Origin of the sequence: Streptomyces venezuelae, from assembly GCF_008642335.1 — a bacterium.
Classification (GTDB): domain Bacteria; phylum Actinomycetota; class Actinomycetes; order Streptomycetales; family Streptomycetaceae; genus Streptomyces; species Streptomyces venezuelae_F.
In genome coordinates this window covers 303581-319258 of the sequence record NZ_CP029191.1, presented here as the reverse complement: position 1 = coordinate 319258, position 15678 = coordinate 303581, and the positions used below count along the sequence as shown (strand labels likewise).

The window sequence follows — 15678 nt, the reverse complement described above, 5'->3', positions numbered from 1 at the left end:
GCAGGAGCACGCTGCACACATAGGTGCTAGTTACACCTAGTTCGGCGAGCGGAAGGAAAGCGCATGTGCGGCATCACCGGCTGGGTCTCCTTCGACCGTGATCTGACGGACGGGTCCACCACCTTGGACGCGATGACGGAGACGATGTCCTGCCGCGGGCCCGATGACCGCGGCACCTGGGTCGGCGGGCCCGCCGGGCTCGGACACCGGCGGCTCGCGATCATCGACCTGCCCGGCGGACGCCAGCCCATGACCGTCGAGACACCCCAGGGCACCGTCGCGCTCGTCTACTCCGGCGAGACGTACAACTTCACCGAGCTCCGCCGCGAACTGACGGGCCGCGGCCACCGTTTCACCACCGAGTCCGACACCGAGGTCGTCCTGCGCGGCTATCTCGAATGGGGCGAGGCCCTCGCCGAGCGGCTGAACGGCATGTACGCCTTCGCGATCTGGGACGCCCGCCACGACAGGCTCGTCATGGTCCGCGACCGCATGGGCATCAAGCCCTTCTACTACTACGAGACGTCCGACGGCGTCCTGTTCGGCTCCGAGCCCAAGGCGATTCTCGCCAACCCGCTCGCCCGGCGCCGGGTCGCCCTCGACGGACTCAGGGAAGTGTTCGCCCTCGTCAAGACGCCCGGTCACGCCGTGTGGGACGGCATGAACGAGGTCGGGCCCGGCACCGTCGTCACGGTGGACCGCGCCGGTCTGCGCCGTCACGTGTACTGGTCCCTGGAGACCCGTCCGCACACCGACGACCGGGACGCCACCGTCGCCCGGGTCCGCGAGCTCCTCGACGACATCGTGCGCCGTCAGCTCGTCTCGGACGTGCCGCGCTGCACACTGCTCTCCGGCGGCCTCGACTCCTCGGCGATGACCGCGATCGCCGCCCGGCAACTCGCCGAGGCGGGCGAGACGGTCCGCAGCTTCGCCGTCGACTTCGTCGGCCAGGCCGACCACTTCGTCGCCGACGAGCTGCGCGGCACCCCCGACACCCCCTACGTCCACGACGTCGCGAAGTCGGCGGGCACCGACCACCGCGACATCGTCCTGGACTCCCACGCCCTCGCCGACCCGGACGTCCGCGCCAAGATGATCCGCGCACGGGACATACCCATGGGCTTCGGCGACATGGACGCCTCCCTCTACCTCCTCTTCCGCGCCATCCGCGAGCACTCCACGGTGGCGCTCTCCGGGGAGTCCGCGGACGAGGTCTTCGGCGGCTACCTGCAGTTCTTCGACGAGGCGGCGCGCACGGCCGACACCTTCCCCTGGCTGGTGCGGTTCGCGGAACACTTCGGGGACGACGCGGGCATCCTCCGCCCCGACCTGACCGCCGCGCTCGACCTGCCCGCCTTCGTCAAGGAGAGCTACGCGGGCGCCGTGGGCGGCATCCGTCGCCTGGACGGCGAGAGCGACTTCGAGTTCCGGATGCGGAAGATCTCGTATCTGCACCTGACCCGGTTCGTCCGCGTCCTGCTCGACCGCAAGGACCGCGCCAGCATGGCGGTCGGCCTGGAGGTACGCGTGCCGTTCTGCGACCACCGGCTCGTGGAGTACGTCTACAACGCGCCCTGGGCGCTGAAGTCCTTCGACGGCAGGGAGAAGAGCCTGCTGCGCGAGGCGACCGCCGACGTGCTGCCGCGGTCGGTCTACGACCGGGTGAAGAGCCCGTACCCCTCGACCCAGGACCCGAAGTACGCCGTCGCGCTCCAGGGGCACGTCAAGGATCTGCTCGCGCGGCCCGGGCATCCCGTCTTCGACCTGGTGGACCGGGAGCAGGCCGCGAAGGCCGCGGGGCGGGAGGCGCCGCAGATCACCCAGGCCTCGCGGCGCGGCCTCGAGCGGACCCTCGACCTGGCGCTCTGGCTGGACATCTACCGTCCGGAGATCGTTCTCACCTGACCCGCGCGTCCCTCCCCGGTCACCGTCCCTGCTGGTCCTCGGGGTCCGCCGAGGCGGCGAGGGTGTCGAGGAACCGGCGGAGCGCCGGTGTGCCGTCCGGGCCGAGGCCCCGCTGGACGGGTGGTACGGAAGCCCCGCGCCGGCTGTCGGACGTCTGGCAGGGTCCGGGCGGCTCCTCGGCCCGGACGGTCACGGCGCGGCGGATGAACTCGGCCACCGGCACCCCGAGGCGGTCCGCGTGACGCAGGATCGCGGCGTACTCGTCGGGCGTGAACAAGACCTGCACAGGCTTGGCACCGTCCATGGACGCATGATGCCGCCCGGGCGTGTGTGACGCGCTGCGCTTGTCATATTCGCCCTCGAAGGCGTGAAAACCGGGGAAGACGCCCACATGGAGCCGACGTGAAGTGGCGTGAAAGGGATGTGGCCCCGACCGGACGGGGGAATCGCGGTCGGAGCCACATCATGTTCAACGATAAACCATGCGCTGGTGTTCCGAGGTCACTGGATCAGCATGATGGAGGTCACTGGATCAGCATGATGATCGAAGCCGTGGTCCCCACGACCACGATGAAGGTGCGCATCGCCAGCGGCGGGAGCCGTCGGCCGTAGCGCGCGCCCACGAGGCCGCCCACCGTGGAACCGGCGGCGATCAGACCGGCCGCCGTCCAGTCGATGTCCGCGACCACGATGAAGACGACGGCGGCGACGCCGTTGACGATCGACGCGAGCACGTTCTTCGCGGCGTTCAGCCGCTGCAGGTCGTCCAGGAGGAACGTGCCGAACAGGGCCATGAGCAGCACGCCCTGTGCCGCCCCGAAGTAGCCGCCGTAGACGCCGGTGGCGAGGACCCCGCACCACATCGGGATGCCGCCGTCCGCCCTGCCGCTTCCCTCGCGGTTCCGGAGCCTGCGCGTCAGCCACGGCTGCAGCAGCACCAGGAGGCAGGCGCTCAGGATGAGTACGGGGACCACCGCCTGGAAGGCGTCGTCGGGGAGCTTCAGCAGGAGCAGCGCGCCGATCAGACCGCCGATCAGCGAGGCCGTCCCGAACCGCACGAGACGCCTGAACTGGCCCTTCATCTCCCGGCGGTAGCCGTACGCGGCGCTCAGGGTGCCCGGCACCAGGCCGAGGTTGTTCGACACGTTGGCGAGCACCGGCGGGAAGCCGAAGGCCAGCAGGGTGGGGAAGGTGATGAGGGTGCCGGACCCGACCACCGCGTTGAGCCCGCCGGCCGCGACACCGGCGGCACCCACGGCCACCATTTCGAGCGCTTCCACGCGTCACCTTTTCCTGTGTTCCTGATGTTGCCGGCCCCGGGTCGACGCCCGTCGCCGGGTCGCCGCCCGGGCCTTCGCCGATCTTGGTGCACGGCCAAAACCCCAGTCAATCCTCGGGTTTCCTTGCATCCCCCCGAGAGATAACTTCATCCGCTGTGACCCTCGACGACCTTCGGATCTTCATCGCCGTGTGCCGCGCGGGCAGCCTCAGCGCCGTCGCCCGTGAGCTGTCCTGTACGCAGTCCGCCGTGAGCCAGCACGTCAAACGCCTGGAACGGGAGCTCGGCGTAAGCCTTCTGGAGCGGCAGGCGCGGGGCGTCGTGCCCACCTCGGCCGGGCGGATCCTGCGAGCCGCCGCCTCGGACGGAATCGGCGGCATCGACCTCGCCGTGCGCCGCCTCAAGGAGCAGGTGCGCGGCGAGGGCGGCACGGTGCGGATCACCACCGGGGCCACCTCCGTACGGCACTTCATGGCCGAGGCCGTCGTCGGCTTCCGGGACCGCTACCCGCGCGTCGGCCTGGAGTTCCGGACCATGAGCTCGAGCCGCAGCTGCTTCGAGGCCCTCGCCGCCGACGACCTCGACCTCGCGTGGATCACCGTCGGCGAGCCCGTGCGCGGCATCGAGCAGCGGCCCGTCATGGAACTGCCCTGGGTCCTCGCCGTCCGCGCCGACGACCCGCTGGCCGGGCGGCCGCGCGTCGAGCCCGCCGAACTGGCCGCGGGGCAGCTCATCGCGCCGCCGGTGGGGTCGACGTCCCGTGCTCGGCTCGACGCGCGCCTCGGCGAACTGGATGTGGTGCTGCGGACGGTCACCAGCGTCGCCGACTGGGACACCGCCGTCCTCCTCGCGGAGCTGGGGCTCGGCCAGGCCGTGGTGCCGCTGCTGCCGGGCTGGCGCGAGTGCGGGCCCCCGGGGCTCCGTCTCGTGCCGGTGCCTGAACTGCCGCCGTTGCCGGTGGGGTGGGCGGTGCGCCGCTGGGACGCGCTGAGCCCGCTGGCCCGCGCCTTCGCGGACACCGTCGCCGGGCACTGCGCGCCGTCCGGGCAGGTGCCGGTTCAGGGGGCCGGTCTGGCGGCGCGCGTCTGAACGTAGTGGGCCTCGGGGCGGCTGAGCTTGCCCCGGGCCGCCGACTGGTAGGCCTCGCGGCCTCACGCCGCCGTGCCTCGTCGGCGCGGCAGTCGGTCCATGAGGCGCCGCGAGGAGCGCTTCCTGTACGGCGTCCTCGGCGGCGCCGAAGTGTCCGTCCCGGCGGATGAGCGCGCCGAGGACCTGTGGCGCGTGCAGGCGCAGCAGGTCCTCGGTCCCGGCCGTGGGTCTCACGGCGCGCTCGTCCGTCTCACCGTGTGGAGAAGGCTTTACGGCTCAGCCCATGTGGACCGGTGCCGTGCCCTCCGCCGTCTCCTGCTTACGGGCGTTGATGGCGAGAGCGGTGACGGCGAGACCGGCGAGGAACATGATTCCCGCGCCGACGAACGCCAGCGTGTAGCCGTGGGTCAGGGCGTCGGCCGCCCTGGCCACCAGGCCGTGGTCCTTCGTGGCCAGGCCCCGGTAGAGCGAGGCGGCCGCGTCGGGCAGCCGGTCGTCGGCCGCCGAGGTGGAGACGGTCGCGAGGACGGCGAGGCCCAGGGCGCCGCCGATCTGCTGGGCGGTGTTCAGGAGCGCGGAGGCGATGCCCGTGTCCTGGTGCTCGACGCCGCTGACCGCGCCCAGCGTCATCGGGACGAAGCCCATCCCGAGACCGAGGGCGGTGACGAACATCGCGGGCATCAGGTGCCCGGTGTACGACGAGTCCGGGGTCAGCGTGGCGAACCAGAACATGCCGCCCGCCGCCACGAGCAGACCGGGCCCGGCGATGGCGCGCGGCGCGAGACGCGTCACCAGCTTGGCGCTGACCGCGGCGGCGACCCCCATGCCCAGGCTGAACGGCAGGTTGGCGAAGCCCGTCTTCACCGCGCTGTAGCCGAGGATCAGCTGCATGTAGAGGGTGAGGAAGTAGAAGGTGGCGATCATCCCGGCGCCGATGAACAGCATCGTGGCGAAGGACCCGGACCGGTTGCGGTCCTTGAAGAGGCGCAGCGGCATCATCGGGTTCGCGGTGCGGTTCTGGATGACGAGGAAGGCGGCGAGCAGCACCGCGGCGACGCCGAAGCAGGACAGGGTCAGGCCGTCGGTCCAGCCGTGCTCGCCGCCGCGCGTGATGCCGTAGACCAGGGCGATCAGTCCGCCCGTACCGGTGACGGTGCCCGGCAGGTCGAGCCTGCCCGGGTGGCGCTCCGCCTCGACGAGCGTCTTCGTCCCGGCGAGCACGGCCAGACCGATCGGGATGTTCACGAAGAACACCCACCGCCAGTCCAGGGCGTCGGTGAGGACACCGCCGAGCAGCAGACCCACGGTGGCGCCGATGCCCGCCATGGCGGCGTAGACGCCCATCGCCTTGTTGCGCGGCTTGCCCTCGGGGAACGTCGTGGCGATCAGGGAGAGCGCGCTGGGCGCGGCGACGGCCGCACCGACACCTTGCAGGACGCGCGCACCGATGAGCAGGCCCTCGTTCGGGGCGAGCCCGCCGAGCAGCGAGGCCAGCGTGAATACGGCGATGCCCACCTGGAACATCAGCCTGCGGCCGAAGAGGTCGCCGGCCCGGCCGCCGAGCAGCAGAAGACCGCCGAAGGCCAGCGCGTAGGAGTTGACGATCCAGGCCAGGTTCGCGTCGGACACGTCGAGCGCGGTCTGGATGCTGGGCAGCGCGATGTTGGTGATGGTGCCGTCGAGCACCACCATGAGCTGGGCCGCGGCGATGACGAACAGGGCCAGGCCGAGGTGCCGGCCGCCGCCGGGCGGCGCGGTGGTGTCCGCGGGCGATGGTGTGGTGACAGCCGTGCTGTCAGCAGACATGAAAGAGCTCCAGGGCAGGTACGTGGATGACGCGGGCACATTCCGCCGGAACGGGAATCAGACCTGGAAGGCCATCTTCCATTCCGGTGTGAGGGGCGACGGCGGCCGCCGCGAAGGGGCGGTGCGCCGCAGCGCAATCCGAGCGGTGCGCCGGTGCAAATGCGGGCCGGCTCGGGACGAGTAAAAACACTAACACCTCAAAACCGCTGGTCGGGGCCGTGAAAAACAAAACTCAGCAGACCTGTCCGGCGACTTGACTTTTCGCTCGCTTTCCTAGGCCACCGACTTTTGACGGCTTTATGGATTCCACTTGCATTTTCGCTTCGGCTGTGAGCAATGAGAGGCCCCGCGGGAGTGGGTGCTGTGCTCACACTTTTCACGAAAAGGCAACTCGCGCTAACGTTCACCCCCTGGACCGGGAATGGGGGAGACAGTGGCCACCTCGCTGTGGGGCAATCGCGACTACCGCGTCTTCCTCGTCATCCAGACGCTCTCCGCGCTCGGCGACTCGTTCTCCTTCGTGGCCATTCCGCTGCTCGTGCTGCACAGCACCGGCTCGGTCGTCCAGATGGGCCTCGTCACCGGCCTGACGGGCGTCGCGTCGATCGTCACCGGACTCTTCGCCGGTGTGATCGCCGACCGGTTCGACCGGCGCAGGCTCCTCATGCTCGCCGACGTGGCGCGCTGTCTGCTGTACGCGCTGATCCCGCTGGTCTGGGTGTTCGCGACCCCGATGTGGCTCATCTACACGGTCGTTCCGCTCACCGGCGGCTTCGCGATGCTCTTCCAGGTGACGTACGTGACCGTGGTGCCCGCCATCGTCGAGCCCGGCCAGATCATCCGGGCCAACGCCCACCTGTACGGCTCCTACGCCGTGGCGACGGTCGGCGGGCCCACCCTCGCGGGCCTCGTCGCGGCGGCGTTCGGGCCCGTGGCCGCGATTGGGATCGACGCCGCGACGTTCGCCGTGTCGGCCGCCGGACTCCTCCTCGTCAGGCTGCGGCCGACCCCACGCCCCGCCGAGGAGAAGGAGAGCGAGCGCGGCGAACGCGCGGGTGTCCGCGGCGAGTTCCTCGCCGGCTTCCGCTTCCTGTGGAAGCACCCCGTGCTGCGCCCGCTGACCGTGCTGCTGTCCCTGTTCATCTTCCTCACGCACGGCATGACCGACGTCATCATCTTCCGGATCAAGGAAGACCTCGGCCACGGCGACGGCACGGTGGGCTACGTGCTGAGCGCGGGCACGATCGGTACGTTCGTCGCCTCCTTCCTGGTCGCCCGGTTGCGCAAGGGCCTCGGCTTCGGGGTGAGTTGGATCGGCGCCGTCACGCTCGCCGGCATCGCCGTCGGCTGCCTCGGACTGACCGGGAGCGTGCCGGTGATGGGTGCGCTCTCGGCGACCATGCTGCTGGCCACCGGCGTCGCCGGGATCTGCTCCATGTCGCTGCGGCAGGAGGTGACGCCGGGTCATCTGCTCGGGCGGGTCACCGCCGCGTTCTGGACCACGCACTACTCGCTCGGCCCGCTCGGAGCCGCCGCCGTCACCGCGGCGGCGGCCGGGTTCGGGGTGGCCAAGGTGTGCCTGGCCGTCGGCGCGGGCGTGGTGTGCGTGGCGCTGAGCGGGACACTGACGGGGATCGTCCGGGCGGAGCCGCCGGAGGCGTCGTCCCGTACGGCGGCGGCGTCAGGCACGCCCGAGTCGGCGACGGAGACCGCCTGACGCGGGGGACCCGAGCACCTATCCGGACCGTGTCGCGCCGCTCGTCGCCTGCTCGTCCGACGGGTCCGTCACGTCGCGCCCGTTCCGCTTCTCGTCCCCGTGCCCGGGCCACCACGCCGCGTGTCCTATGAGCGCCGTCAGCGCCGGAGTGAAGATCAACGCCATGACGAACGCGGCGATGAGGATGCCGAAGGAGAGCGAGAAACCCATCTGGGAGAGCGTCGAGTTGCCCGCGAGCATCAGCGTCGCGAACGTACCCGCGAGGATCACGCCGGCCGAGCCGATCGTCGGCCCCGAGTGGCGCACCGCCGTGCCCGCCGCGTCGTGCGGGGAGCGCCCCTCGCGGGCCTCCTCGCGCAGCCGCGACACCATGAGGATGTTGTAGTCCGTACCGAGCGCGACCACGAACAAGTACATGATCACGGGCAGCATGAACATCAGGCCGGGCTGGCTGCCGATCTGCTGGAAGAGCAGGGAGGTCGCGCCGAGCGTCGCGCCGAAGCCGAGCGCGACGGACAGCATCAGGTACCAGGGCGCGACCAGGCTGCGCAGCAGCAGGCCGAGGATCACCATGATGGCGAGCGCGGCCACCGGGAAGACCACCGAATAGTCGCGGTCGACCGCCTTGTTGATGTCGACGTACACGGCCGTGGTGCCGCCGACCAGCGCCTCAGTGCCGGACGGCGCGTCCTCGTGGGCGGCGGGCCGCAGCCGGTCCTTGAGGGTCGCGAGGGCCTTGTCGGAGGCGGGCGGGTCCGAGAGGATCACGGAGTACGAGGCGGTCGTACGGTCCGGGCTCAGCCGCGGCGCCGCCACCTCACCCACCCCGCGCACGTCGGCGAGCTGTTTGCGGAAGGCGGCCGCGCGCGGCTCCGCGACGGGCTTGCCGTCCGTCGAGGTGAGGTACACGGACGTCGGGTCGGTGCTGCCCGCGGGGAAGCCCTTCTGGAGGTCGTCCAGGGCGACCATCGACTCCTTGTCCTTGGGCAGCGAGGACCCGGCCAGGTCGAAGTTGGCCTTGTAGCCGAGCGCACCGAGCGCGAGGGCGCCCATGAACAGCGCGGACACCAGGGCCCAGACGGCGGGCTTGCGGGCGATGGACGCGCCGAGCTTCGCGAACCCCGTACCGTGCGGCTCGCGCTGCCAGGACTTCGACGGCCAGAACACCTTCGTGCCGAGGAGCGACACCACCGCGGGGACGAGGGTGAGGCCGGCGAGAAGCGTCACGAACACGGCGATGGCCAGGGCGGGGCCCATCGACCGCAGCATGCCGAGCGAGGACAGCGTCAGCGCGGCGAAGGCGACGATGACCGCGCCGGCCGCCGACGTGATCGCCTCGCCGACCCGCTCCACGGCGTGCACCATGCCGCTCTTGGGATCCTCGCCCGCGCGCAGCGCCTCCCGGTAGCGGAAGAGCAGGAACAGGATGTAGTCCGTGCCGACGCCGAACAGCACGACGGTCAGCAGCTCCTGGATGGACGAGTCGGCCTTCAGGTCGAAGGCCTTGTTGGCGGAGGCGATCAGACCGGTCGCCATCGGCGAGATCAGACCGATGAGGACGACGGGCAGCAGCGCGATGATGGGGCTGCGGAAGATCACGAGCAGCAGCACGACGATGATCACGATGGTGCCGACGCCGACGAGCAGCCCCGCCTTCTTCGACGCGTCGCTCTCGTCGAGCGCCTGCGCCGCCGAGCCGGTGATCCCCGCGGAGAGGTCCGTGCCCTTCAACTCCGGGTTGAGATCGTCCCGCAGCTCCTTGACGGCGTCCTGCTGCGCGGTGTCCTCGGGGTCGGTGATCTTGGGCATGGCGACGACGGAGGTCTGTACCTGCTTGTTGGGCGAGACCTCGCCCGGCACGACGGCCTGCACCTCGGGGATCTTCCGGTTCTGCAGGTCCTTGGAGACGCGCGCCACGTCGGCGGAGTCGGCGGCCGTCAGCTTCCCGCCCTCGGAGCGCTGGAAGACGATGATCGCGCCGACGTTCCGCTGCTGGGGGAAGTCCTTCTCCTGCACGTCGGCGGCGCGAATGGACTCGTAGTGGTCCGGCAGGAAACTCGCCTCGTCGCTGCTGGAGGTGAGCTTCGGCGCCAGCGAGATGACGGCGCCTGCCGCGATCACCCACGCGAGGATGATCCACCAGGGGCGGCGCACCACGAATCGGCCCAGGCCAGAGAACATCGGCTACTGCCTCTCCTCGCCCCCGAGGCAAACAGTCGTGTTCCGCCCAGGATCAACCGGAGCGGGCGGCCCCGCCACCCGAGTGACTCGTTTCCGGCCACTCGTGCCGCGGCGGGGCGCCCGTGGCACCGACGGCCGATCAGAAGTTGATCATGTGCCCGGCCAGGCCGTGCACCGCTTCCTTGACGGCCTCGCCGAGGGTCGGGTGCGCGTGGACGTTGCGCGCCACCTCGTGGACGGTGAGGTCCCACTGCTGGGCCAGGGTCAGCTCGGGCAGCAGCTCGGTGACGTCGGGGCCGATCAGGTGGGCACCGATGATCTCGCCGTGCGTGTCATCGCTGATGATCTTCACGAAGCCGACGGTGTCACCCAGGCCGTGCGCCTTGCCGTTGGCCTGGAACGGGAACTTCGCGACCTTGACGTCGAAGCCCTTCTCCTTGGCCTGCGCCTCCGTCCAGCCGAAGCTGGCGATCTGCGGCTGCGAGTACGTGGCGCGCGGGATCATCGGGTAGTCGAGCTCCATCGTCTCGGCGTCCGCGAGGGTCTCCGCGGCCACCACACCCATCGCCTCCGCGGTGTGCGCGAGCATCAGCTTCGCGGTGACGTCGCCGATGGCGTAGATGTGCGGCACGTTCGTACGGCAGCGGCCGTCGACCTCGATGGCGCCGCGCTCGGTGAGCGCCACGCCCGTCGCCTCCAGACCGAAGCCGGACACGTTCGGCGCGAAACCGATCGCCTGGAGGACCTTGTCGGCCTCCAGGACCTGCTGCTTGCCGTCCTTGCCCGTGACCGTGACCCGGACCTGCTCGCCGGACTCGTCGATCGACTCGACGCGCGTCGAGGTCATCACGTCGATGCCGAGCTTGCGGTACTGCTTCGCCAGCTCCTTGGAGACGTCCGCGTCCTCCAGCGGCGCGACCCGGTCGAGGAACTCGACGATCGTCACCTTCACGCCGTAGTTGTGCAGGACGTACGCGAACTCGATGCCGATGGCACCCGCGCCCGCGATCACGATGGAGCGCGGCAGCGAGTCGGCGAGGATCTGCTCCTCGTACGTCACCACGCGCTCGCTGCGGCTCGTGCCGGGGAGCAGCCGGGGCGTGGCGCCCGTGGCGATGATGCAGTTCTCGAAGCCGATCGTGGCGGTCGTGCCGTCGGACTTCGCGACCTGCAGCGTGTTCGCGTCCAGGAACGTGCCCCGGCCGTCGAACTCCGTGATGCCGTTCTTCTTCATCAGGAAGTGGACGCCCTTGACCCGGCCGTCCGCGACCGTGCGGCTGCGGCTGAACGCCTCGCCGTAGTCGAAGGAGACCTGCCCGTCGACCTTGATGCCGTACGTCTTCTGCTCGTGGGTGAAGAGGTGGGCCAGCTCGGCGTTGCGCAGCAGGGCCTTCGTCGGGATGCAGCCGACGTTGAGGCAGACACCGCCCCAGTACTTCTCCTCGACGACCGCGACCCGCTTGCCCAGCTGGGCGGCGCGGATGGCGGCCACATAGCCGCCGGGTCCTGCTCCGAGTACGACGACGTCGAAGCGGTCTTCCATGGGGAGGTCCTCTCTGGGTGGTACGGATCAGGTGGTGCGGATGGCTCTGCCCCCGATCATCCGTCATGCACGGGCCCGGACGGTCGGCGGGTGAGGCACACCACAGGACCCGCCCCGGGCCGGCCCGGGGGTGCGGCCAGGAACCCCCGCCAACCCACGCCTCCCACAAGGACGTTGAGTTTCCGTACTTCATTCACCCGAACGTGGATCACCGGATAGTGTCGCGCCCAGGAACACGTTCCGTGAATCCTGCGGGAGAGGTGGAGAGCGCACTGTGGCGAGTGACAACCAGTCCGAGACGGTGTCCGGGCCGTCCAACCCGTCCATCCCCTACGACGTCCCGACGTCGGCACGCGGCTACGGCTGGATGCTGGGCGGCAAGGACAACTACGAGATCGACCGGAAGTTCATCCTCTCCACCGTGCCCTCGTTCCCCGAGGTCGTCGACATCTGCCGGCAGAACCGCCAGTTCCTCTACCGCGCGGTCCGCCACCTGACGCGCGAGCAGGGCATCCGCCAGTTCATCGACATGGGCTGCGGCCTGCCCACCGACAACAACGTCCACCAGGTCGCCCAGCGCTTCGCACCCGACGCCCGCGTCGTCTACGTGGACATCGACCCGATCGTCCTCGCGCACGGCCGCGCGCTGCTCGCCGACGACTCCTCCACGACGGTCATCATGGGGGACATGCGGGACCAGGACGCCATCCTGAACCACCCCGACGTGGTGCGCCTCATCGACTTCGACGAGCCGGTCGCCACGCTCTTCCTCTCCGTCGGGCACCACCTCGTCGACGCCGACGACCCGCGCCGCATCCTGCGCACCATCGTCGACCGCGCGGCGCCCGGCAGCTTCGTCGGCTTCTCACAGGTCATCTGCCAGGACCCGGTGCGGGGCGCGAAGATGACCGAGCACATCGCCGGCGGCGGCGTGCCGTGGCAGACCCGCACGCCCGCCGAGGTCGACGTCCTCCTCGAAGGCCTCGAGCCCGTGGAGCCCGGCGTGGTCAACCTCGTCGACTGGCGCCCCGACCCCGACCAGCCCGCCCTGGAGCCGGTCGACCCCGACCTCGTGCCCTACCTCGGCGTGACCGACGCCAACAAGGGGATCTACGAGTACGGCGGAGTGCTGCGCAAGCCGTAGCGGACGGTTGACCCGCGGGGGTGGACGCCCCACAATGACGATCATGATCCAGCACCTGACCGCCGCCGCACGGACGTTCAACGTCCCGTGGCGGCGCGGGTGCGAGCGATCGGGCCGCTAGCTGTACGGAGCCGTGCTCCGCGCCACCCCGCCCGTCCGCTTTCGCATGAGAAGGATCAGACCCGATGACTGTCGCACCCCGGCCCGCCGCCACCACGGCCCCGCACGAAGCCACCGCGCCCCTGCGCGAAGCTCGCGTCCCCGCCGACGGCATGTACGAGGGCCGCCGCACCCTGCGCCGCGTGCCCGAAGACTGGCAGGAGCGCCCCTACGAGCTCTTCGACGTCGTCCCCCAGGGACGCGTCATCGGCGCCGAGATCCGCGGCGTCGACCTTGCCCGCCCGCTGACGCCCGCCCTGCGCGAGGAGCTGAACCGCGCCCTGCTGGAGTGGAAGGTCCTCTTCTTCCGCGGCGCCCGCATCACCTCCGAGCAGCAGCGCGCCTTCGCCCTCAACTGGGGCGAGCTCGAGACCAACCCGCTGCTCGCGCGCGGCTCCGCCGACGACGTCGTCCGCTTCGACAAGGGCGGCAGCGCCACACCCACGTACGAGAACGTCTGGCACGCGGACGTCACCTTCCGCGAACGGCCCGCGCTGGGCGCCGTGTTGCAGCTGCACGAGGTGCCGCCGTTCGGCGGCGACACCATGTGGGCGGACATGGCGGCGGCGTACGACAACCTGCCCGACACCGTCAAGGCGCGCATCGACGGTGCCCGTGCCGTGCACGACTTCATCCCCGGCTTCGCCCGCTTCTACGGCCCTGACCGGCTCGCCCCGCTCCAGGACCGCTTCCCGCCCGTCACCCATCCCGTGGTGCGCACGCACCCGGAGACCGGGCGGCGCATGCTCTTCGTGAACACGTCCTTCACCACGCACATCGTCGGCATGGACCGCGAGGAGAGCGACCGGCTCCTCGGTTACCTCGTGCGCCAGGCCCACGTGCCGGAGTACCAGGTGCGGTTCCACTGGCAGGCGGGCGACGTCGCCTTCTGGGACAACCGCGCCACGCAGCACTACGCCGTCGACGACTACGCCCCGCACCGGCGGGTCGCGGAGCGCGTCGCGATCGCGGGCGACCTGCCGTACTGAGCCGGGCGCAGGACGGACCGCGGACAGGGGCGGGGCAGAGCTCAGAGCCTCGCCTCCCAGCGGATCTCGCCGTCCTGGATCACCTCGGTGGCGGCGAGCCCCGCCGACCTCGCCACGGCCGCGGACGCGGCGTGGTCGGGATGGACGTGCGCGACGACCGTACGCACCTGCCGTCCCGCCAGCCACTCCACCAGGCCACGGGCCGCCTCCGACGCCAGACCGCGCCCCTGCCACGGCGTCCCGACCACCCAGGCGATCTCCGCGAGATCGTCCGGAGTGACCGTCGCCTGCACCGTCCCGACCAGGACGGCTTCCTCCTCGGCGCGGAGCCGCAACACCCAGTTGCACCAGGAGACGCCCGGGTCGGGGGAGCCGGCGAGCATGCGCCGGTAGCGGGCGCGCAGCGCCTCGACGTCGTCGGGTGCGCCGCCGATGAACGCGTGCAGCGCGGGGTCGCCGAGCACGGCGGCCATCTCGTCGGCGTGCTCGACGCGCAGCGGGACGAGGTCGAGTCGGGACGTGCGGATCTCGGTGGGGATCATGGATGCATTGTGCCGATCCGGACCGCGCCACGACGCACGCGTATACGAATATGTGGACCCGACCGAACTGGGAGCAGCTGATGACCCCTCCGCCCACCGGCCCCGGCGCGCACGGCGGCGCCCTCGCCGGAGTCAAGGTGCTCGACCTGTCCCGCGTCCTCGCGGGCCCCTACTGCGCCCAGCTGCTCGCCGACCACGGAGCCGACGTCATCAAGGTCGAACCCCCCGCCGGTGACGAAACCCGCGGCTGGGGCCCGCCGTTCGTCGCGCCCGACACCTCCGCCTACTACCGGAACCTCAACCGCGGCAAGAAGAACATCGTCGTCGACCTGTCCGTCCCCGAAGGGCGCGACATCCTCGACACCCTGCTGCTCGGCACCGACGTGCTCGTGGAGAACTTCAAGGCGGGCACCCTCGCCAAGTGGGGCTACCCGGACGACGAACTGCGCCGCCGGTACCCCGCCCTCGTCCACTGCCGCGTCACCGGCTTCGGCACCGACGGACCCCTCGGCGGACAGCCCGGATACGACGCGGTCCTCCAGGCCTACGGCGGCCTCATGAGCGTCAACGGGGAGGCGGAAGGACCGCCGCTGCGCGTCGGCGTGCCCGTCGTCGACCAGGTCACCGGCATCCTCGCCTTCTCCGGCATCCTGCTGGCCCTGCACGAACGCCACCGCTCCGGACTCGGCCAACTCGTCGACTGCACACTCCTGGACACCGTGATCAGCCTCCTCCACCCGCACTCCGCGTCGTGGCTCGCCGACGGCACCGTGCCGCGCCGCACCGGCTCCGCGCACCCCAGCATCGCCCCCTACGACGCCTTCGCCGCGGCGGACGGGCCGCTCTTCGTCGCCGTCGGCAACGACCGGCAGTTCGGCGCGCTCACCGACGTACTGGACGTGCCCGAACTGGCCAGGGACCCGCGCTTCCGCACCAACCCGGACCGCGTACGCCACCAGCGGGAGCTGCGCGCCGAGTTGGAGAAGGTCATCACGGCCCGCCCCCGTGCCGAGCTCACCGCGCTCCTCACGGCATGCGGCATCCCGGCCTCGCCCGTGCACGACGTCGCCGAGGCGCTCACCGCGCCCCAGGTGCGCCACCGCGGTCTCGTCGTCGAGGACGGCGACTACCGCGGGCTCGCCTCGCCCGTCTCCCTGTCCCGCACGCCGGCGCCGGTGCGGGCCGAGGTGCGGGACGCGGGGGCGGACACGCGGGAAGTGCTCGCGGCGCGGGGGTACGACGCGGAGGCGATCGAGCAAGCGGTCGTGCGTGGGGTGGTGCGGGCGGCCGTGACCAGGGACGACGCGTGATTGTCAGTGGCGGG

General features: G+C 70.9%; 12 protein-coding genes and 1 pseudogene. 6 read left to right on the top strand and 7 right to left on the bottom strand.

What is annotated here, in order from left to right; all coding sequences use genetic code 11:
• Positions 1-63: 63 nt before the first annotated feature.
• Positions 64-1905: an asparagine synthase (glutamine-hydrolyzing) gene (gene asnB, locus DEJ49_RS01430; RefSeq protein WP_150181978.1), complete on the top strand. Its 1842-nt coding sequence runs from the start codon at positions 64-66 to the stop codon at positions 1903-1905.
• A 19-nt stretch (positions 1906-1924) separates the two neighbouring features.
• Here asnB and DEJ49_RS01425 read toward each other — a convergent pair whose 3' ends face one another.
• Complete coding sequence (locus tag DEJ49_RS01425) at positions 1925-2209, bottom strand: plasmid mobilization protein (RefSeq protein ID WP_150181977.1); 285 nt, start codon at positions 2207-2209, stop codon at positions 1925-1927.
• A gap of 220 nt (positions 2210-2429) precedes the next feature.
• On the bottom strand, positions 2430-3185 hold the full coding sequence (locus DEJ49_RS01420; protein ID WP_150181976.1) for a sulfite exporter TauE/SafE family protein: 756 nt from the start codon (positions 3183-3185) through the stop codon (positions 2430-2432).
• Positions 3186-3340: 155 nt separating this feature from the next.
• Between DEJ49_RS01420 and DEJ49_RS01415 the strand changes: the two genes are divergently transcribed.
• Positions 3341-4273 (top strand): LysR family transcriptional regulator, encoded by a 933-nt coding sequence (locus tag DEJ49_RS01415; RefSeq protein ID WP_150181975.1) that lies wholly within the window; start codon positions 3341-3343, stop codon positions 4271-4273.
• Positions 4274-4378: 105 nt separating this feature from the next.
• Here the strand turns inward: DEJ49_RS01415 and DEJ49_RS36245 are convergent.
• Positions 4379-4507 (bottom strand): annotated as a pseudogene (locus DEJ49_RS36245) (RNA polymerase sigma factor); the annotation flags it as partial.
• 42 nt (positions 4508-4549) lie between these two features.
• Positions 4550-6079, bottom strand: a complete 1530-nt coding sequence (locus DEJ49_RS01405) for an MFS transporter (protein ID WP_150181974.1) — start codon at positions 6077-6079, stop codon at positions 4550-4552.
• Between the two features lie 421 nt (positions 6080-6500).
• Between DEJ49_RS01405 and DEJ49_RS01400 the strand changes: the two genes are divergently transcribed.
• Positions 6501-7796, top strand: coding sequence for an MFS transporter (locus tag DEJ49_RS01400; protein ID WP_150181973.1), 1296 nt, complete (start codon positions 6501-6503; stop codon positions 7794-7796).
• A gap of 18 nt (positions 7797-7814) precedes the next feature.
• Here the strand turns inward: DEJ49_RS01400 and DEJ49_RS01395 are convergent, their stop codons facing one another.
• On the bottom strand, positions 7815-9977 hold the full coding sequence (locus DEJ49_RS01395; protein WP_150181972.1) for an MMPL family transporter: 2163 nt from the start codon (positions 9975-9977) through the stop codon (positions 7815-7817).
• A 139-nt stretch (positions 9978-10116) separates the two neighbouring features.
• Positions 10117-11520 (bottom strand): dihydrolipoyl dehydrogenase, encoded by a 1404-nt coding sequence (gene lpdA / locus DEJ49_RS01390; RefSeq protein WP_150164077.1) that lies wholly within the window; start codon positions 11518-11520, stop codon positions 10117-10119.
• Positions 11521-11794: 274 nt separating this feature from the next.
• On the opposite strand from lpdA, the gene DEJ49_RS01385 reads away from it, so the two are divergent.
• On the top strand, positions 11795-12664 hold the full coding sequence (locus DEJ49_RS01385) for an SAM-dependent methyltransferase (RefSeq protein WP_223832680.1): 870 nt from the start codon (positions 11795-11797) through the stop codon (positions 12662-12664).
• Between the two features lie 272 nt (positions 12665-12936).
• Entirely contained in the window at positions 12937-13812 is an 876-nt protein-coding gene (locus DEJ49_RS01380; protein ID WP_150187979.1) for a TauD/TfdA dioxygenase family protein, read from the top strand.
• A gap of 41 nt (positions 13813-13853) precedes the next feature.
• On the opposite strand, the gene DEJ49_RS01375 is transcribed toward DEJ49_RS01380, so the two are convergent.
• Entirely contained in the window at positions 13854-14354 is a 501-nt protein-coding gene (locus tag DEJ49_RS01375; RefSeq protein WP_150181971.1) for a GNAT family N-acetyltransferase, read from the bottom strand.
• A gap of 80 nt (positions 14355-14434) precedes the next feature.
• Here DEJ49_RS01375 and DEJ49_RS01370 point away from each other — a divergent pair, with 80 nt between their 5' ends.
• Positions 14435-15664, top strand: a complete 1230-nt coding sequence (locus DEJ49_RS01370) for a CaiB/BaiF CoA transferase family protein (RefSeq protein ID WP_150181970.1) — start codon at positions 14435-14437, stop codon at positions 15662-15664.
• The last annotated feature ends 14 nt before the right edge of the window (positions 15665-15678 follow it).